Source organism: Providencia sp. PROV141, from assembly GCF_028481645.1.
In the GTDB taxonomy this organism is placed as follows: Bacteria; Pseudomonadota; Gammaproteobacteria; order Enterobacterales; family Enterobacteriaceae; genus Providencia; species Providencia rettgeri.
This window is the reverse complement of sequence record NZ_JAMPPR010000001.1, coordinates 253,857-274,340: the sequence shown is the minus strand read 5'-3', so window position 1 is coordinate 274,340 and position 20,484 is coordinate 253,857. Positions and strand designations below refer to the sequence as shown.

Below are 20,484 nucleotides of genomic sequence, written 5' to 3'. Positions count from 1 at the left end.
ATTTACTCCTTCACTTGATGAACAACATCAATGACTGAGCCATCACGATAACGAACAACCGCAACAGCTTTATCTGTAAATTCAATTGGATTAGGAGTACCAGTTAATAATTGTGCTCGTTCTCGTAACCAGCTCATTGAAACGGTTTTAATACCTTGGCTTTCAAGTTGCTGTTTTAATTCAGGACGAGCAGGGTTAACGGTAATACCATGGTCAGTGACAAGAATATCGACACTGGAACCAGGTGTAACACACGTGAGAACTTCATCCACGAGTGTTGGAATACGGCCACGTACCAGTGGTGCAACAATGATAGATAATTTTGATGCAACGGCTGTGTCACTATGGCCACCAGATGCACCACGAATAATGCCATCAGAACCCGTTAACACATTGACATTAAAGCGAGTATCGATTTCTAATGCGCTGAGCACAACGACATCAAGCATATCAACGGAAGCACCTTTTGAATCAAAACACGCATATTGGTTAGCACTGATTTCAATATGATTCGGATTGCGAGCGAGTGATTCAGCTGCCGCTTTATCAAAACTTTGGACATCCAATAATTTACGAATTAACCCTTTTTCATGCAGGTCAACGATAGTTGAGGTAATGCCGCCAAGTGCGAAGCCTGCCTGAATATTATGGCGTCTCATTTTGTCTTCAAGAAAGCGAGTGACGGCAAGAGAAGCACCGCCCGTACCCGTTTGTAATGAAAAACCATCTTTGAAGTAACCTGATTTTTCAATAACATCAGCCGCAGTACGAGCAATCAGCAGTTCACGAGGGTTCGATGTCATACGTGTCGCATCAGCCCCAATTTTATCGGCATCACCCACGCGTTTAACTTTGACGATGTAATCGACTTCATCTTGCTTAATACTGGATGGGTTATGGGGGTAATCTAATATCTCTTCAGTGAGCATCACCACTTTTTTCGCGGTTTCAGCATCAATTTTGGCGTAACCTAAAGAACCACAACTTGCGCTTCCGGTGTAGCCATTGGCATTGCCGTATTCATCACAAGAAGGAACTCCAATGAACGCCACATCAATAACTAGCTCACCACTATGAATTAAATTAGCTCTTCCACCATGCGAATGAATTTGTACAGGTTCTTCTAATTCACCGCGTGAAATAGCTTCAGCGAGTGGGCCTCGGATACCAGAGGTATAAATTTTACGGATAACGCCATGACGAATATGTTCAACAAGTGGTGAATGGCAAGCACTTAATGAACTAGATGCAAGTGTTAAGTTGCGAAAACCCATTTCAGCAATGACTTGCATCACCATATTGACCGTAAGATCTCCACCGCGGAAGGCGTGATGGAAAGAAATAGTCATACCGTCTTTAAGGCCAGAACGGCGGATCGCGACTTGTAAGTCATCACATAATTTGCGATTTCTCGGCTTTTGTACCTGTTGTTGTACTTTGCCGATATCTTTAAATTCACGTAGTACATCGTCAGTATTTGGTTGTAAGTAGGCTGATACGCGAGCCTGGCGCTGAGTATTATTTGTCATTTTTATTGCCTCACTCTTCCCGAATTCCTGATAATGCTGCTCGTGATAACACGAGGCGAGCTCTGTCAATAACTGGGCCATCGACCATTTTTCCGTTCAATGAAACCACACCTTTACCTTCAAGGGCTGCGGCATCAGCGGCTTCAACAACACGCTGTGCATGGTCGACTTCTTTTTGAGTTGGTGCATATAAATTATGAAGTAACTCAATTTGTCTTGGGTTAATTAGTGATTTGCCATCAAAGCCGAGCTGTTTAATGTGAGCGGCTTCGCGTAAGAAACCTTCTTCATTATTTGCATCAGAATATACGGTATCAAACGCTTGAATACCGGCTGAACGAGCGGCTTGTAAAATGGCGCACCGAGCATAGAGGAGTTCTACGCCGTCTGGAGACCGCTCGGTGCGCAAATTGCGGACATAGTCCTCGGCACCTAATGCGATGCCTATAAGTCTTGGTGATGAATGAGCAATATTGACTGCTTGAGTGATGCCCATTGGCGATTCGATAGCGGCGAGCAAGCCCGTGCTACCTTCTTCGCGGCCACAACTTTTTTCTATACGTAAGATTTCACTTTCAATATCAATAACATCTTGCGCAGTATCAGTTTTAGGAAGGCGGACAATATTCGCACCACCACGAACAACGGCTTCAAGGTCAGCAACACCAAAGGCGGAATCTAACGCATTGACCCGTACAATGGTTTCAATATCTTGATAAAGCGGGTGCTGCAATGCATGGTAAACCAAGCGACGAGCCGTATCTTTTTCGCGTAAAGTCACAGAGTCCTCAAGGTCGAACATTAAAGCATCCGCTTTATAAATAAAGGAATTGCTTAACATGGCTGCATTGGAACCGGGCACAAATAACATACTTCTGCGTGTACGTGATTTTTGTTCTGGAGTCATTATTTATCCTCCCAAGGCAGATAGTCGATATCACAGGCGCGAGCCAATAAGGCTTCTAAACGCGCTTTAAGTACACATTCCAGTGCACCTTTATCATCTACAATGATTTGTGCTCCTTGAATATCATTCTGCTGAATCATTTCTTGTACGATTTTTGCGATAGCATCCCCAAACTGCTTTTCAACACTACTGGTAATTTGTATTGAGACCTCTTGAGTGTCTTCTAGCGGTTCGATACGAACCATGACATCACTTGATTCAAGTGTGCCAGCTACTGCTGCGTGTTTTATCTTCATATTTCACCTATGGCTAATTCAGAACTTTCGGTGTGGCTTTGAGCGGATGCGACTTGATTGGCGACCATCTCTTGTAAATATTGATAGGTTGCCTCAGGTACAATCGGCTTAATCGCCGCAAGATCTTTTTTAGCGAGCAATCGTCTAACTTGTGAGGCAGAAACTGCCGTTCCATTGATGATTGTTCGCGGAAATTCAACGAGTTCTATAGGTGGAAAATTCATAGCATCGGTTTTTAACCAAAAGCGCATGTCTTGGTTATATTGGTTGGTGACTTGGCAAAATGGTTCCGAGCCTACGAATCGATGGGTTATCCCCAAAGCAGGGGCGATATATTGACGAAATATCTTAATGTCTATTTCGGTATAACAGTTATTGGCAACCGTTTTGTCTTTAATAAAGTAGCAAGGAAATGTCGCTCGAGAAATAATATACTCGGAGCCTTTGTGAATAGTGAGATTTTCTATTCCTTTAGTCCCAGCTTCTATTAAATTTAATCTAACTTTATAAGGAAAACGCGATGTATCTTCTTTGACAACAAATAGGTGTAGCCAGTCACAGGCCTTCGCGGCTTGTTCTATTAAATAGCGATGGCCAAGGGTGAAGGGATTGGCATTCATGACGATTGCGCCAATTTTTTTCCCTTCCTTACGCTGTGCTTTTAAACTTTCGATATAACGTTTTAGATAACAGCAACTGTTTTCCATCAACACCATAATATTAGGTACGGTGGCAATAGTATGGAATCCACATTGTTGGAATAAGCTTTCATTTTGAAATTTGGTATAAATAAACAAATGAGTTGTATTATTTTCGTAAGCAAGATTAACCAGTTCTGTTGCTAATTTTAATGCAAGGCCTTCACCTCTAGCATCATCACTAATAGCAACACATTTAATAACATTTTTTGCTAAGCCTCCGCACGCAATTAATTTTTCATTGCGTGAGATTGTAATAAAAACGTCAATGCTTGAATCAAGCTCTAAATCGTTTTCCTTTAAAAACTGAGTTATTTCAGTAAGTTTCCTGTTCTCATGACGTTTTACTTGGTTAAACGTTATGTTTTCGAACATAATAGTATCCTGCATCTCATTTAGAGATGTTTTTAAAATGTTGCTAATGTTAAAGTTAATTAAATAAATATTTTTGGTTGTTTTTATAAAAATAAATATAAATTCTTATTTAATTATCCTTTCTGATATTTATATTAAAGGTACTGTATTTAATATATTTGACCTATTTCATGTTTCTTAAATGAGATTGTATTTGTTTAATGGTTTTAAAGTTTTTAATTATTGGATATGTTTTTTATTGCTTGGTTTTAATGTGTTTAATTATTAATATGTGTATTATACTTTTGGCTTGAATCCGATTTATCGGTTATCCTACCATTTTTGAATTAACAAAATTTTTACTTTTCAGCCAGTAACGAGATATAACATGAAAAAAGAATATGCATTCTCTTCATTGAAAAAAGTAAATTCAGTTTCATTTTCAGTACGAGTTTTTTTTCTGTTATTGATTGTTTCTGTTTTTTTGACGTTCGGGTTGGGCAAATATTTCACGGATACGGCTGAAAATCGATTGATTGCAAACATTCAATCATTAGCGATGAGCCAAGCAAAGCTGATTGCTTCTATTGATGGTGTGGTGCAATCAGTAAAGAATAGAGATATTCCGAGACTGAAGGTTATTGCTGACAAACTAAACCAAGATTCCAACTATGATTATGTGGTTATCGGTGATGAAAAATCAATTCGGTTATATCACCCAAATAGCCAAAAAATTGGTTTTGAAATGCAGTGGAACAAACCAGGTGCCTTAGAGAAAGGAGAAAGCTATTTCATTAATGGTGAAGGTTCGATGGGAAATGCTGTTAGAGCCAAGACCCCTATTTTTGATGAACAAGGTAAAGTGATTGGCGTAGTTTCTATTGGTTATTTGTCCAACAAAATTGATACGTCACGCAGTGAATTGTTTGTACAAACAGGTGCTACCTTTTTAGGAATATTGATTATTTTGCTGTTTTTATCTTGGGGTTTTTCACGTTTAATTCAAAAACAAATGTTGGGAATGGAACCTGAAGAGATTACTCAACTGGTGTTAGTACAAAAAGGAATATTTGAAGCCGTTTTTGAAGGTGTAATTGCGGTAAATACACAAGGACAAATAATCAATATCAACTCAAATGCGAGAAAAATGTTATCTCTGAGTAAGCCATTGGGCCAGTTAACAGGAACATTTGTATCAGAACATATATCGCCAGCTGATTTTTTTATTACCGATCTTGAAACAACTAAGCATGATGTGATTGGCGAGTTTAATGGTTTAAATGTGATTGCAAATCGGGTTGCGATTCGTGATGGTGAGCATCTGGTGGGGGCGGTTATTAGCTTTCGTAGTCAAAACGATATTGAATCGTTAAACTCTCAGTTGACCCAAGTTCGTCAATATATTGAAAATTTACGCACTTTACGGCACGAACACCTTAATTGGATGTCAACATTAAGTGGGTTATTGCAAATGAAAGAATACGACCAAGCGTTGGCTTTGATTAAAGGGGAATCAGAATCTCAGCAGCAATTAATTGATACACTCCGTGGGCAGTTTTTTGATAAGCAGGTTGCAGGTTTATTATTTGGTAAGCACCATCGAGCTAAAGAGTTAGGGTTACAATTAAAATTTACTGCCGGTAGTCAGTTGCATGAATTACCTGATTCGTTAAATAGTACGGAATTTTGTGCCATATTGGGAAATTTACTTGATAATGCGTTTGAAGCGAGTTTGAAAAATAATCAGGGTAATAAACAAGTGGAATTATACCTTTCTGATGAAGGGAAGGAGATTGTCATTGAAGTCGCGGATCAGGGGTGTGGTTTCCCATCAGAAATGCAAGATAAATGGTTCGAGCGCGGTGTGACAACGAAAACCGATGTGACAGATGGCCATGGTATCGGGTTATATCTTGTTGCGTCTTATGTTAAACGCTGTAATGGTGCGGTTATTATTGAACAAAATCAACCGCATGGTACAGTATTTTCAATTTTTATTCCGAAAGTGAAGATATAAAATGATTAAGATAAAAATCCTCATTGTGGAAGATGAGTTGCTACTTGCTGAAATGCACAGTGAGTATATAAAAGCCTATCCTGCATGTGAGAAAGTGTGGCTTGCAGGTAATCTCGCTGAAGCGAGAAAAATGATTGAATACATGAAACCAGACCTGATTTTATTAGACAACTATTTACCTGATGGTAAAGGGATTGATCTGGTCCATGAGTTAATACAAGAAAGAAATAATGCAGATATTGTATTCACTACGGCTGCAAGCGATATGGATACGGTTTCTGAAGCTATTCGTTTAGGCGTTTTTGACTACTTAGTAAAGCCAATTGCCTATGAGCGTTTAGGTCAAACATTGGATAGGTATATTCAACGTAAATCTGTTGTACAGGACAATAGTAAAACCAACCAAAGTAAAATTGATGATATGTTCAATACCTATGCGCGAGGTGAATCAAAGGAAGAACTTCCAACAGGCATTGATATCATTACACTTGAAAAAATACTCGCTTTGTTCACTGAACCTGATGTGCAATATACGGCAGAAAGTATTGCTGAAACCATCAAACTCAGTCGTACCACTGCAAGGCGTTATTTGGAGTATTGTTTAGCGAAGGATAAAATTGAAGCCGAAATTGAGTATGGCAAAGTTGGCCGACCGCAGCGGATTTACCGCACCAAATTGTGAGTGTCTGAATTAAGAGTATATGTTTATAGAAGTTCTGCATTGGCTATAAGCAATGCAGAGCTTCTATATCTTACTTATATTAGTAGTGCAACAGTAAGTTGGAAAAATAGAGTTTATTGTTGCTGGTTTTCTAAAATTAACACTTTCTTTTCAGCCCGCTCATGGCCTTTAGCGGCTGCGAGTTGATACCAGCGTAGAGCTTTTTTGTCATCGGCTTCAACACCCATACCATATTGGTAGCAAGCACCTGCTGCATATTGCGCATCGACACTATTTTGCTGAGCGGCTTTTATAAACCAGTGACACGCCTTTGCTTGGTCAGCCTTGATACCATCACCGCGCGCATAGATAAGTGCGACGTTAAATTGAGCCGAAACTTCACCTTGCTCAGCGGCTTGGGTTAGCCACTTTATGGCGGATTGGATATCTTTTTTGGTACCTTGCCCTGTTAAGTACAGCATACCTAAGCTATTTTGGGCGGGGGAAAAGCCCAGCTCTGCGGCACGGGTAAAATACTGAAAGGCGAGAGGGTAGTTCACCTTATCATACATGCCTACAGCAGCCTGATAACCCAATAAATAGAGTGCTTGAGGATGGTTTTTTTCAGCAAGGGCAAGATATATTTTTTGGGCCTTTTGTGGGTCTTTTGTAACGGCTTTTCCCTCTTCATACCAATAGGCGAGGGTGAGCATAGCAGGTTGGAAATGTTGTTCAGCCGCTTTTTTTAGCCACTGCTCTGCTTTTTCTGGGTTTTTCTCTAATAAATTATCAAGGCCGTATAAGGTATATTCGGCCATATTCATTTGGCCAATAGGATCACCATTTTCGGCTGCTATGTTCATCCAGTGCAACATTTGTTTCTCATCTAATTTAACCCCAGTGCCTTGTTGGTACATTAAACCAAGGTTAATTTGTGCTTTTGTAAAACCCTGATTAGCTGAGAGAAGATACCAATGTAAGGCTTGGTCAAATTGATGATGGGACTGATAAAACATACCTAAGTTAAACTGAGCTTCGGCTTGACCCTGTTCCGCAAGTGCAATTAGCGTTTTTTCATTAATGAGTGGTGTCGTTTCTTCTGCAAAAGCAGGAGAGAAAAATACGTTAATAAAGATAAAAAACAGTAAAAATATTTTTTTCACATGACATCCTTTGTACTAAGCGCTCAATGACTAAGTTATCTTGTTAGGTAGGTTCCTGCAATGACTGACAGGTATTGTATATTAATACTACTAAATCAAATGGTTAATTGTTGCTATTAGCGCATTGAGTAAAAAATACATAAATAATTTAAAAAAAGATGAACTTTTTTCCTCTTTAACCAGTCTTAGTAGTATCTATATACTGTTTGCTTGCGTAAACATTCATATATTTACCCTCATCATTCATTTCTTTACACGAAGTAATGTAATAATGCACCTACGTAGTGATAGTTTGAATTTAGCAAAAAGATCCTTGAGTAGAATGCATTATGCCCAGTTTATAACTGGGCTTTTTTTTATCCAAAATTCCAGTTTGAATGTCTCTTCAGCTGCAATTCCCTAAATCCTTTCTTATCATAAAAGAAAAAAGTGTTCATTTGTTATGGATATTTTTAGTTTCCCCATAACGTTTACAGCAATAAATCATAGGGTTATAAATAGGGTGTTATAGTTTAACTATAGAATAATATTCTTAACATTTAATAAACAAGTGACTAATTAGTAATCGATAATAATTTGGCAATTTTGTAAAAAATTGAAGTAAATCACGATTAAATTCAATTCATGTAGTAATTAATACTAGCTAATTCTTTAATTTTGGTGCATAAATAACGTATATGGCTTAATTGGTTATTGGGTTCTGGGCGGGTTATCTGCCAATTAATGTTGAATAAATAATCAAATGTGCTTTAACTCATTGAATTTATGTTTGAGATCCATAAACAAGTCTACACACAGTTTTGTTTGTTTTGAGGTCAGGGAATGATACTCCTCCTACCAAAAGTGAATCTTTTCAACTTTGAATTCTTGAGATCATAACAATGCGAGAGCGCATAGAGCGTTCCGTGGTTTTTTTGCATATGTACAGGTTGTACTAGAGGTAACTTGTGTCCACAACAAATAACAAAGAGGAAGTAAGTCTTAACGCGTTTAAGCAACCTCGCTCATTCTATCTTATTTTTTCTATCGAACTCTGGGAACGTTTTGGTTACTACGGTCTTCAAGGGATCCTTCCAATATACCTAAGTCAAGTGCTGGGTATGTCAGAAACAGAATCAATTACACTTTTCTCGGCGTTTGCAGCATTAGTTTATGGTTTTGTTGCGGTAGGTGGTTGGTTAGGGGATAAAGTTCTCGGAACAAAACGTGTTATTGTTCTTGGAACGATAACACTGATTGCGGGGTACGCATTTGTTGCTTTCTCAGGGCATGATGTGTCGATGGTGTATGTTGGCTTAGCAACTATTGCAGTTGGTAATGGTTTGTTTAAAGCAAACCCATCATCACTCTTATCAACCTGCTATGAAAAAGACGATCCTCGTTTGGACGGTGCATTCACCATGTACTATATGTCCGTGAATATCGGTTCATTCTTCTCAATGATTGCAACACCATGGTTAGCAAAACATTATGGCTGGGATGTTGCGTTCTCTCTTAGTGTTGTAGGCCTGATTATCACATTGATTAACTTCTATATGTGTAAAAAATGGGTTTCTCAACATGGCTCAAAGCCTGACTTCGCTCCTGTCGTTATCTCTAGATTGGTCGCAACTGTCGCTGGTGTTGTGGCACTCATTGCGATTTCAACATGGTTATTGCATAACCTCGGTATTGCTCGTACAGCACTAGCGATTATTTCTTTGGGTATTTTAGTTATCTTTATCAAAGAAACATTAGCACTGAAAGGTACGGCGCGTCGCCGCATGATTGTTGCATTGATTCTAATGCTTGAAGCGATCGTATTCTTTGTTCTTTATAGCCAAATGCCTACATCGCTAAACTTCTTTGCATTACATAACGTAGAGCATGAAGTTTTTGGTTTTTCTATTGAACCTGCACAATACCAAGCTCTGAACCCATTATGGATCATGATTGGAAGCCCAATTTTAGCTGCAATTTATAATAAAATGGGCGACAACTTACCGATGCCACATAAATTTGCCATTGGTATGTTGCTATGTTCCGCGGCATTCTTAGTTTTGCCATTAGGTGCGAAATTTGCAAATGAAGCAGGGATTGTTTCTGTTCAATGGCTAGTTATCTGCTATGGCTTTCAAAGTATTGGTGAGCTGATGATCTCAGGTCTTGGCCTTGCGATGGTAGCTCAGTTAGTTCCACAGCGTTTAATGGGCTTTATTATGGGCGCGTGGTTCCTGACTAACTCAGCAGCTGCATTTATCGCAGGGTATGTTGCCTCAATGGCAGCGGCACCAGAAGGTGAACTTACTAGTAAAGTTGAATCTTTAGCCGTGTATAGCGACGTATTCCTGAAGATTGGTTTAGTGACGGGTGTGATGGCAATTTTGATGGTTTTAACTGCTCCGATGTTAAATCGTATGACTCTTGAGCGTTAATTTTCATCTTAACTAGTTGTAATCAAAAGGGCTGAAAAGCCCTTTTGTTATATATGACATACTGTATTGTTGCATTAATTAAAATAGCGATTATTAATCAGTTTTAGCGAACGGTCACGGCCATTAACCAAAATGGTATTTGAAATACGGCTGTAAGCATCTATTGATACACCATCCATCAAGATTGTTGGTGTGATAGCTGTGGCGGCAAATATGACATCAGAAGTACTCACCATCTGGTCTAGAGATAACACTTCACCAATTTCTAACCCCATTTGCTGACAGCGCAAAATTTCTTGTGCCGCGAGCTGTTTGTTTTCTTCGCTATCCCCTTTGGCTTTATCTCGAGAAATTAGCCTTGCTTGCATATCACCGCCTAAAGCGCGAGCGATGGCTGCACTGATAATGCCTTCAGGAGCACCACCAGTCCCATACATCATATCAATGGGTTGCTCCGGAAGGATGGTAAGTAATGAGGCGAGCACATCGCCATCAGGGATGGTAATCACATTCGCACCAAAATTACGGATAGTGTTAATAATGTGTTGATGGCGAGGTTTATCAAGCACTGCGATTGAAAGGTTTGAAATCGGTTTATTCAGTGCGGAGGAGAGAAATTCTAAATTTTTTTCTAGGGGATTTGCCAGGTGAACAGCACCTTTCGCTGCGGCACCAACAACAAGTTTTTCCATGTACATATCAGGTGCTTGAAGCAGTGTTCCCGTCGGTGCAGCAGCAAGTACGGCAATGGCATTTTTTTCATTGCAAGCTACCATACGAGTTCCATCGATAGGATCTACTGCAATATCTAACCCTACAGAACTTGATTGTTTGCCAACTTGTTCGCCAATATATAGCATCGGAGCATCGTCGATTTCACCTTCACCAATAACAATTTTGCCATGAAAATCAATTTCATTTAGGCGATTTCTCATTGCTTCAACAGCGGCTTTATCTGCGGCATTTTTATCTTGTTTACCTACCCAATCAAAGGCTGCTACAGCTGCGACTTCGGTAACGGAAGCGATAGCTGAAGCTAACTCATCACTAATTTTCATTTTTTGTTCGTATCCCAGGTGTATAAAAGAAAAGTACTTATCTCTATGATACGTTTTTTGTGATCTGTCTGGCAAATTATAGCTGATAAAAGCAACAGAGAATTTAGTGTCGCAATGAAATGGAGCCTATGTTTAGGCTACCATTAATTTGAAAGCTAAAGCATTTCGACGATAGTGATACCGCCAATAATTGAAATTAAGGCAGCAAGTGTACTTAATAACACGGTTCCAGCAGAGGTTTCCGTATAGGCCTGATTGCTAATTGCTAATGCAGGAACGGCGGTCGCAGTGGGTAATACACCAATGATAAACGCGGCTTTAAGTAAATCATCTTGTAATCCTAAAGCGAGCCCAGTCCCTAAAATAAGAGCAGCTTGAACAAAGTTTTTTATAAAGACATTAAATATAATTTCCTTACTTATTGTCAGTTTGATCCCTGAAAGAAGTAATCCAAGGAAGAATAAAGCGACTCCGCCGGCTGTTTTACCTAATTCATTAACTGAGTTTTGTAATATTTCAGGTAATTTAACACCAAAAATAGCCAATAATGCCCCTAGAATAGGAAGAAAAACTAAGGGTTGGGCAATGGCTTTCCCAATAGACTTAAAAACGCTATGTCCTTGTTGCGAGCCACTGATCATTAAGAGAGTAAATGGGATAATAATGACCGTATAAATAAGGTTGCCTAATACCATAGCGATTAAGCCTGATGACCCGACAGTTGCGAGCAATACAGGTGGCCCACAGTAGGCCATATCAGGAAAAGACACCGACAATGCTTGCATTGCAGCATCTTTTTTGTTGTGGAGAAAAATAAACTTACCAAAAATAAAACCAATCACGTATGTTGCAATTAGTCCTACGGCTAATGCTAATAAGTAGTCAATATTGAGCAATACCGAGGGGGGAGCCTGTGCAGCAGCTAGAAATAATGCAAATGGTAATGCTATTTTAACTACAAAGTCAGCAAAGGCTTGGGAATACTCTCTTTTGATAAACCCATATTTACCCGATAGCCAACCGACGGCTAATCCAAGAACAATGGGTCCTAAAGCAGCAAGTATAATGTGAGTTAGCATTAAAAATTCTCCCGATATTATGCGATAGGCCTTGTTGTATAAAAAGTCTGTGAAATGACAGCTAACATTTTTCTTTGTATTAACTTTATTTAAATTAAAACATTTATGCTTTTATCAATGTGTTATAAAAAAATAATTAATATAGTTTTAAATGACTTTAGTCATTTAAAGATAGTAAATATTAGAGTAATACGTTGAAGATAAAGATATTATATAGATATCATAATAAAAATAATTGTACTAATAAAATTTGCATTGCTATTTTTTTGAATATCTAAAAAGGAATACTAAAAATAGATGCTTAATAAATTGCCTATTCATTATGAATAAAATTATCATTAAATGATGATTAAGGGTTTTCTTAGTTACTAAAATAACTAATGAGAGTATGAATAAGTCATAAAAGAAGAGCGCCATATCGCTTCTTTTTTGTTTAAGGTATACCTAAAAGCAGAATGTAACGAATTATTTTGTAACAGTTTATTACATTTGGTTGGCAAGGGGATCAATGCTATCTACACTAGCAGTAATCGTGGTCATTATTTTCCAGATTCTAAATTGTGAATTTTATTATGAGGAAACCTATTTGTGGATACTTGGATACTAGTAGGACTCGTATTAGTTTTTCTGCTAGTGCTAGCTCCGATTCTTGCTATCATTGCCATCAATCGAACAGGTCGGTTGCAGTACCAAATTTCGCTGTTAAATCAGAAGGTTTCCTCGTTAGAAACTTTACTTTCAAAAGCAAAATACACGCAAAGTGTATCCATTGATGGTGTGACATCTCCTCAACCAGTCTTAGATGAAATACAGGAAGCTTATGTAGAGCAAGGGGAAAATGAATTTTCCTCTAGTGCGGACGTTAAATTAGACAACGAACTGGGAGCACCTCAAGAGCTTGCCTCAATCAGCCATGTTGCTTACCAGCAAGCTGAAAAAGAGCATGGTTTATCTGATAATTTGAATTCGGTTCCTATGAGGGAACAACCAACTCATGAAAATATCAACCTAAATAGGCTTGATAACACGGTAGCACAGCAAGTAGACCCAAATCGATTTAATCATAGTAAACCTAATACAAATCAAAATAATCAGCATACGACCAGTCATGATAAATCAATATTCAGCCATTTCTTTAGTTGGTTATTTAAAGGAAACCCAGTTGCGAAAATAGGTATCCTGCTGTTATTCCTAGGGGTGGCATATTTACTGAATTACAGCGTGCAAAATGAAATTATTTCACCACAAATGCGGTTAATTTTCAGTGCGGTAGGGTGCTTAGCCTTACTAGGGGTTGGTTGGTGGTTACGAAACAAAAAGGCATTATTTGGGTTGATTTTACAAGGAGGGGCGATAGGCTGCTTGTATATCACTATTTTTGCTGCCTTTAAATTATATACGATGGTGCCATATGGAATGGCATTTGCGTTTATGTTACTTATTTGTGCCGCAAGTATTGCTTTGGCATTATTGCAGCGAACTATTAGTTTAGCCGTTTTAGCATCAATAGGTGGGTATTTAGCACCTGTATTGCTTTCTACTGGCGGTGGAAGCCATGTTGTCTTGTTTTCTTATTATCTGATGCTGTCTATTGGTATTTTGGTTATTAGTGTGTGGCAAGCTTGGCGTCCTTTAAATTTAGTTGGTATGGTGATGACTTATGGTGTTGCCATTTTATGGGGATTAGAAAATTACCAGCCAGGCTATTATTTATCCTGCCAACTCTTTATCATCGCTAATTTAGTTGTATTTAATGCCTTAACTCAACTGTTTTCACTGCGTTTTGAACATAGCAAGCAACTGATTGTTGATAATACACTGCTGTTTGTTCCACCTTTTATTAGTATTGCCCTTCAATTCTTTATTTCACAAGGGGAAGGTTTACTGCCAGCCTTTATTTCACTGGTGGTAGGTTTGTTATATCTGATAACTGGATTACAAGTACATAAGCGCTATAAATCTGCTGGCAAAAATATGGCATTAGCGAATATTATTATTGGCGCTGGTTTTATTACTTTAGCTATTCCACTAGCGTTAACATTTGAGTGGACCTCCATTATTTGGTCATTAGAAGGGTTGCTAATTCTTTGGTTTGGCTTACAGCAAAACCAGAAAAAAATGGCGGCTATTGGTTCTTTATTGATTGTTATTAGCGCAATAACCTTATTAAGTGATTATCCTTATTTATATTGGAGTCGCAGTAGTACTTATATGGTGCCAGTGCTATTAATCGCATGTTTTATGGCTGGTGGGCTTTTCCATACTCGTCGTCATGAAGACAGCAACTTTACTTTATTTAGCTACGGTTTCTTAATTATTGGCTTGGTGACTTGGTTTTGCTGGCTCCCCTTATTTACCGATATCTTATCATGGAGCCGTGAATCTGAAGGCTTTATTATTTTAGTATTGGTCGTTATTTCTGTTTGGTTTTGGCGTTTATATGCTATCCATATAAATTGGGTGCCATTACTACTTTGCCAATCCATCCTATGGATTGCGGGTTATTATTATCTTGGTTTAGATTTCTTAAATGACCAAAACCCGATGGGGCGTGGCGAGGGTTCTCTTATATGGCCAGTTGTACTGGGTAGCTCTGTTTTATTTGTTATTCATGCGTATAAACTTCGTGATCGCTGGATGCAAAGAGTACTTCATAGCGCTAATTTATGGCTAATTCTTGCATTTATTGCTACTCAAGTGAATTGGTTCGTCTCCATTTTACCGTGGGGAATGCATGAAGTGGGGTATTTTATTTATGTCATGGCGATAACACTAACCGTGATTGTTCTTTATTGGCTGCAACAAAATAGAACGCCACCAATGAAACGTAATGGGTTAATTTATTGGTATGCAATGCTCCCTGTGACAGTGGGGTTAATTGTATTATCTTGCTATGCGAATTTAGAAGATGGCAAATTGACCTTTTGGAGTTATGTGCCGTTAATCAACCCATTAGATGAAGCTGGGTTATTTAGTATTGCGACTCTAATTTTAATACGTAAAGGCTTCACTCAAAAAATACGTAACGTGACAGCGGCTAATTTTTGGGTTCTACGTAGTTTATTAGTGGCTATAATTGCACTTTCTGCTTATTGGTTTAACGGTATTTTAATTCGTGCAATAGCAGATTTCGCTGAGCTAAATTGGAACTATGATACTCTTTATGATTCACGCTTAGTGCAAACTGTGCTTTCTATCAGTTGGGCATTGGCTGCACTAGCCTGTATCACTATTGCCGCTATTAAGAAAAATCGTATTTGGTGGTTTATGGGAGCCGGTATTTTTGCTTGTGTTATTGCCAAGTTATTCTTAATTGATATTTATGGACAGGGTGGTATTTCTCGCGCAATTTCCTTTATTGGCGTTGCATTATTAATTTTAATTGTTGGGTATTTTTCACCATTACCACCAAAAGAAACAAAAGGGAAAGTCGAACAGGAGATACAATCATGAGTTTAATAAAAAATACCGGGCTAGGAAGGTTTTTTGCAGTCTTCTCTTTGTCATTATTGTTTTCAAGTTACTTAAATGCTCAGACAGTAGAAGAGGCTACACCTTATAGTTTTTATCAAGGCTCAGAAATAAATGTACTCGATACATCGACCCCTTTTTATTGGTTAGAGCTCCCTGTAAATGCATACATTAATTCAGCGTATCCCAAGACCTTGCAAGATGTTCGCGTCTTTAACGGTACGGGTAATGAAATTCCTTCAGTCTTATTTTCTGATACGGAAAAGTCCATTTCTAATGAGAAAGTGATTTTTACGCCACAACGTTTAGTGACGCAGGTTGATAGTGTTAATTCTCATGATGATGTGCGTAGAGAAAGGCAACATCTATTAGTTGAATCTATTCCAGGCAAGGTAAATAGAATTGAGTTGCCTAGTATGCAGGTAAAAGACAATGTTGCTTATCAGGCTTATTTATTAACGAGAAATCAAAGTCAAACTAAAGATACGCCAATTAAAAACCTGACATTAGACTGGGCCAAAAGTGAGAATGAATGGCAGGCAAAGGTATTTGTTTTTTCCAGTGATGACAAAGAAAACTGGCTAAATATCGCAACAAACCAGCCAATTATGAATTTGAAGTTAAATTCTGAAACTATTGCAAGTAATAATATTGAATTATTAAATGGTAATTCAGAGGCATTGAATGCACCTTATCTTATGGCTGTGATTGTAAGTGGCCCTGATATTGTTATCCCTGACTTATTAAAAGTAAATGCTACTTCTAGTATACTTAATTCAACTTATCGTCAGGAATTATTCCATTTTGAAATGACCAATGATGGAGTTTCAAAAGACCATGTTATATATCAATTGCCAAGAGCTCAGCCATTAAGTGAGTTACAAATACAATTGCAGCAATCAAATCGCGTGATCCCACTAAAAATTGAGTATTCATCTGATAGAGGTGAAAGTTGGAAATTACTCACTAATATTGTTGCATATAATCAAATAATAGAGGGTGAATTAGTTAGTAATCCGAGCACTACACTTTATGGCGAAATGGTAGGTAAAGTAAGAATTTCTGCACTCAAAGGCAGTTGGGAGGACCAACCACCAAGGCTAACGGGGAAACGAGATGCTTATAACCTTATTTTTAATTTACAAGGTCCCGCTCCGTATTTGCTTGTTTGGGGAAATAAACAAGCAAGCTTCGATAAATTGACCACAAGCCAGCTGATAGGGAAACCAGATAGCATTGATGAACTAATGATGAATTACCCTCAGCTCTTTCTTGATAATACAGTCATTGAATTGGGGGGTGTAGATAGGTTAACTGCAACAGAAGAAGTTGATGATAATTTTAGCTGGCTGATAATTACCTTATGGGTATTATTATTTATTGGAATATTAGTATTAGGGTATTTTTGCTGGTATTTATTAAGAGAAGTTAATTCTTCAGATAAAACGAACAATGAAGAGCTATAACTAGATTTTTATTAACCAAATAGGGGATCGCACCCTATTTGGTCTTAATTTACGTCGTTGACGGTTTTGACATCTCTTTACTTAATCATGATAACTCTTACTTGTAGCCTGTTTTTTCTGACAGAGATTTGCGCTAAAACAGTTCTAGTGGAATAGGAGATAATGATGAAAAAAATATTACTGGCTCGTATATTTATTATGGTTGTTATTTTGACTGGTTTTTCAATAGCTGCCCAAGCTACGAGTAATACGGTATTAACAGAGATTGCTGTACATAACAAAGTGACGTATGAATATGTGCTACAAAATACAGACGGAAATGACGCAGATATTGAGTTTGAACGGGAAACGAAAGAACTTGATAGTTCACAACTGCGCAGTATTGTTAACGATAAACGTTTTAGTGGGCGACAATTTAGAATAGATGAAAGGTAAATCATCACTTAAATTTTACTGCGGACACGCTCATATTAAGATTACAAATCTACGATCTAAATAAAGGGGATTCTATGCATCAAGGCCAATGTTTGTGCGGTTCTGTAAAAATCACAACGCCAAAAGATATTAGTCATGTCAGTGTATGCCATTGCGGAATGTGCCAAAAGTGGAATGGTGGTCCAGGTTTTAGTGTTGATTGTGGTAACGATTTAATCATTGAGGGGCAAGAAGCTGTGACAATTTTCGCGTCATCTCAATGGGGAGAACGTGCATTTTGTAAAAATTGTGGTTCACACCTTTTTTATCATTTACTTTCGCCTTCAACATATTATGCATCAGCAGCTTTATTTAAAGAGAGCCAAGATGCGCAAATGAGTATGCAAATTTACATCGATAGCAAGCCTAAGTATTATAACTTTGTAGAAAGGACACCTATGTTGACAGAGAAAGATATTATGGAAATGATGTACCCATCATCTGACTAAAGTTTCTAGTTATAGTATTAATAGCAAGAAATAGGCAATTCGGTAGTAGCTATTCAGACTGTATTTTTTGATTTTATTGGTTAAATTAAGTTCTTATTTGTCATGCGAACGACTTAAATTTGTTTTACAATTAAGGCAATAACTAGACTTAGAAGTTGTTCTGAGGGATAACAAATGAACGGTATGAAAGGAATGCGTCATGCGAGTAATATCGCGTGGGTACTGCAATGGATATTAAATATAGGCTTGATAGCACTCGCTGCTGTACTTGTATTCTTCTTAGCTAAAGAAACAGTGACAATGGCGTCATTAATGTTTGGTAGCTCAAAAGGAGCAACGGCCTATGAGTTACTAGAAGGTATTGTCATTTATTTTTTGTATTTTGAATTTATTGCTTTGATAATAAAGTATTTTATGTCGGGCTATCACTTCCCACTAAGGTATTTTATCTATATAGGTATTACGGCAATTATTCGCTTAATTATTGTTGACCATAGTGACCCAATGACAACGCTGTTACATGCAGGGGCGATTTTGGTACTTGTTGTAGCACTTTATATTGCAAATACTGAAAAATTAAAGCGTGAATAACATACATTAGTGTAATTTACGTGCATACAAAAAAAGTGTAATTATTATTCCTTTTTTTGTATGCGTAACCACGAAGCCAAACACTTAAGTAATATATTCTACATCTAAATCTATAAGTTAATAAAATTTAAGATATAGTATATTTGAAATATAAAATTAATATAAATAATTCTAATGTTTTAATTTGCAACTGGTTTATCCTGTTAGAACTAATCACAAAAGTATTTTACTTTTATATATAGGTTATTTACTGTTATAAAGTTTCTATTCTAATAACATAAGTAGCTTGTAAATATGACAACTAAAACACTTCCCAAGAAAAAAGGGTTCTTAAACCGTGTTGAGCGCATTGGTAATGTTATGCCTGATGTGACTATGCTGTTTGTTTATGCCCTGATTATATGTTGGTTTTTATCTTATCTGCTTTCTTTCGTAGATTTTAGTTATTACCATCCTCTTTCAAAAGAAAAAATCGCTATAGTTAATATGTTCCAGTATGAGGAAATAATATTATTTATTACTGCGGCAGTTAAAAATTTCATTAATTTTCCTCCTCTCGGTATAACGATAGTGGCAACGTTAGGTATTGGTATCGCTGAAAGCAGCGGTTTTATTAATACTGCATTGAAAAAAATGTTGTCGTTTATTTCACCTCGAATGTTAACGCCTACTGTGGTGTTTGTCGGGATCGTTTCTCATATTGCTTCAGACTCTGCCTATGTTATTTTAATGCCAGTTGCAGCAATGATGTTTTATGCGAGTGGCCGTCATCCATTAGCTGGGATTGCTGCAGCATTTGCAGGTTTAGCGGGTGGATTTACTGCAAGCTATACACCGTCAATTATTGACCCAATAATGCAGAGCTTTACACAAGATGCTGCGCAAATGCTAGCACCAGGTTATAGCGTAAATGTTTTATGTAACTATTTCTTTAGTTTGGGTGGTACATTTGGGGTTATTTTCACGTGCTGGTTTATCACTGAAAAGATTGTTGAACCATGGTTAAATAAAAATTGTCCGATCAGTACAAACGAAGTGGATACTGATTCTGAAAAAGATTTAGGTAAAATTACGAATGTTGAGAATCGTGCTTTTCGTATTTCAGGTTTAGTGCTAATTGCTTTAGGTATCGGATTATTTGCATTGTTATGGCCAGAGAACTCCCCATTACGTGGGCCTGATGGCAGCTTAACTAGCCCAAAAGCACCTATTATGCAAATCGTTGTGCCTTTACTGTTTATTTTCTTTGCTTTGCCAGGCATTGTTTATGGTTATATGACGAAATCTTTTACGTCAACAAAAGATGTTGTTAAGGCAATGGAAAATATTACTAAGTCACTTATCCCATTTATTGTTTTTGCTTTTTTTGCAGCCCAATTTTTATATTCATTTCAACATTCTAATTTAGGCACATTATTAGCACTTTCAGGAGCTGAGTTATTACGTACACTTGATATGCCATCTGGAATGACTGTCTTTGGCGTCATTCTATTAACCGCTATTTTAAATATCATGATTACTTCAGCAACATCAAAATGGGCAATTATGGCGCCAGTATTGGTACCGATGCTAATGGCAGTGGGAATTTCACCTGAGTTAACACAAGCTGCATTTCGTGTTAGTGACTCAGCAATGAACGTGAGCACACCGATGTTTCCGTTTTATCCGTTAATCCTGATGTATTGTCAAAAATACTATAAAAATGCAGGAATAGGAACATTGTGCTCAATGATGATCCCATTTACTGTTGGGTTATTAATTATTTTGACTTCAACATTATATTTGTTCTGGGCTTTTGATATCCCAATTGGTTTCGACAGCGGTTACACATGGCATCCTGCACAGTAAGTAGGGCCA

Annotated in this window: 16 protein-coding genes; 9 read left to right on the top strand and 7 right to left on the bottom strand. The window is 37.6% G+C overall.

Annotated elements, in window-relative coordinates; all coding sequences use genetic code 11:
- Positions 1-2: 2 nt before the first annotated feature.
- From citF to citC, 4 genes are read right to left on the bottom strand one after another with little or no spacing between them, the layout of a single operon-like run.
- Complete coding sequence (gene citF, locus PSF09_RS01310) at positions 3-1,529, bottom strand: citrate lyase subunit alpha (protein ID WP_198641247.1); 1,527 nt, start codon at positions 1,527-1,529, stop codon at positions 3-5.
- Positions 1,530-1,539: 10 nt separating this feature from the next.
- A complete protein-coding gene (citE, locus tag PSF09_RS01305; RefSeq protein WP_004910068.1) occupies positions 1,540-2,436 on the bottom strand; it encodes a citrate (pro-3S)-lyase subunit beta in 897 nt (298 codons plus the stop codon).
- Positions 2,436-2,732 (bottom strand): citrate lyase acyl carrier protein, encoded by a 297-nt coding sequence (gene citD / locus PSF09_RS01300; RefSeq protein WP_272665155.1) that lies wholly within the window; start codon positions 2,730-2,732, stop codon positions 2,436-2,438. The genes citE and citD overlap by 1 nt, the downstream gene beginning before the upstream one ends.
- The gene (gene citC, locus PSF09_RS01295; protein ID WP_272683353.1) at positions 2,729-3,805 is read right to left on the bottom strand and encodes a [citrate (pro-3S)-lyase] ligase; all 1,077 of its coding nucleotides are present in this window, start codon (positions 3,803-3,805) and stop codon (positions 2,729-2,731) included. The genes citD and citC overlap by 4 nt, the downstream gene beginning before the upstream one ends.
- Before the next feature lie 367 nt (positions 3,806-4,172).
- Here citC and dpiB point away from each other — a divergent pair, with 367 nt between their 5' ends.
- Positions 4,173-5,801, top strand: a complete 1,629-nt coding sequence (dpiB, locus tag PSF09_RS01290; protein ID WP_272665154.1) for a sensor histidine kinase DpiB — start codon at positions 4,173-4,175, stop codon at positions 5,799-5,801.
- A gap of 1 nt (position 5,802) precedes the next feature.
- Positions 5,803-6,483, top strand: coding sequence for a two-component response regulator DpiA (dpiA, locus tag PSF09_RS01285; protein WP_272665153.1), 681 nt, complete (start codon positions 5,803-5,805; stop codon positions 6,481-6,483).
- A gap of 113 nt (positions 6,484-6,596) precedes the next feature.
- Here dpiA and PSF09_RS01280 read toward each other — a convergent pair whose 3' ends face one another.
- Positions 6,597-7,625 (bottom strand): SEL1-like repeat protein, encoded by a 1,029-nt coding sequence (locus PSF09_RS01280; RefSeq protein WP_272665151.1) that lies wholly within the window; start codon positions 7,623-7,625, stop codon positions 6,597-6,599.
- Positions 7,626-8,572: 947 nt separating this feature from the next.
- Between PSF09_RS01280 and dtpA the strand changes: the two genes are divergently transcribed.
- Positions 8,573-10,039 carry a dipeptide/tripeptide permease DtpA gene (gene dtpA / locus PSF09_RS01275; protein ID WP_109911202.1) on the top strand — a complete coding sequence of 489 codons (1,467 nt, stop codon included), beginning with the start codon at positions 8,573-8,575 and terminating at the stop codon, positions 10,037-10,039.
- Between the two features lie 74 nt (positions 10,040-10,113).
- Here dtpA and glpX read toward each other — a convergent pair whose 3' ends face one another.
- Both glpX and PSF09_RS01265 read right to left on the bottom strand, forming a co-directional pair.
- Entirely contained in the window at positions 10,114-11,091 is a 978-nt protein-coding gene (gene glpX, locus PSF09_RS01270; protein ID WP_272683415.1) for a class II fructose-bisphosphatase, read from the bottom strand.
- 161 nt (positions 11,092-11,252) lie between these two features.
- The gene (locus PSF09_RS01265) at positions 11,253-12,176 is read right to left on the bottom strand and encodes an AEC family transporter (RefSeq protein WP_272665150.1); all 924 of its coding nucleotides are present in this window, start codon (positions 12,174-12,176) and stop codon (positions 11,253-11,255) included.
- A gap of 588 nt (positions 12,177-12,764) precedes the next feature.
- Here PSF09_RS01265 and PSF09_RS01260 point away from each other — a divergent pair.
- From PSF09_RS01260 to PSF09_RS01235, 6 genes are all read left to right on the top strand, one after another.
- On the top strand, positions 12,765-15,629 hold the full coding sequence (locus PSF09_RS01260) for a DUF2339 domain-containing protein (protein WP_272683352.1): 2,865 nt from the start codon (positions 12,765-12,767) through the stop codon (positions 15,627-15,629).
- Complete coding sequence (locus PSF09_RS01255; RefSeq protein ID WP_272665148.1) at positions 15,626-17,113, top strand: DUF3999 family protein; 1,488 nt, start codon at positions 15,626-15,628, stop codon at positions 17,111-17,113. The genes PSF09_RS01260 and PSF09_RS01255 overlap by 4 nt, the downstream gene beginning before the upstream one ends.
- 165 nt (positions 17,114-17,278) lie before the next feature.
- The gene (locus PSF09_RS01250; RefSeq protein ID WP_210840122.1) at positions 17,279-17,548 is read left to right on the top strand and encodes a hypothetical protein; all 270 of its coding nucleotides are present in this window, start codon (positions 17,279-17,281) and stop codon (positions 17,546-17,548) included.
- Between the two features lie 74 nt (positions 17,549-17,622).
- On the top strand, positions 17,623-18,036 hold the full coding sequence (locus PSF09_RS01245) for a GFA family protein (protein ID WP_272683351.1): 414 nt from the start codon (positions 17,623-17,625) through the stop codon (positions 18,034-18,036).
- Positions 18,037-18,219: 183 nt separating this feature from the next.
- On the top strand, positions 18,220-18,627 hold the full coding sequence (gene psiE / locus PSF09_RS01240; protein WP_371021253.1) for a phosphate-starvation-inducible protein PsiE: 408 nt from the start codon (positions 18,220-18,222) through the stop codon (positions 18,625-18,627).
- Between the two features lie 294 nt (positions 18,628-18,921).
- Positions 18,922-20,475, top strand: coding sequence for an AbgT family transporter (locus PSF09_RS01235; protein ID WP_210840125.1), 1,554 nt, complete (start codon positions 18,922-18,924; stop codon positions 20,473-20,475).
- The last annotated feature ends 9 nt before the right edge of the window (positions 20,476-20,484 follow it).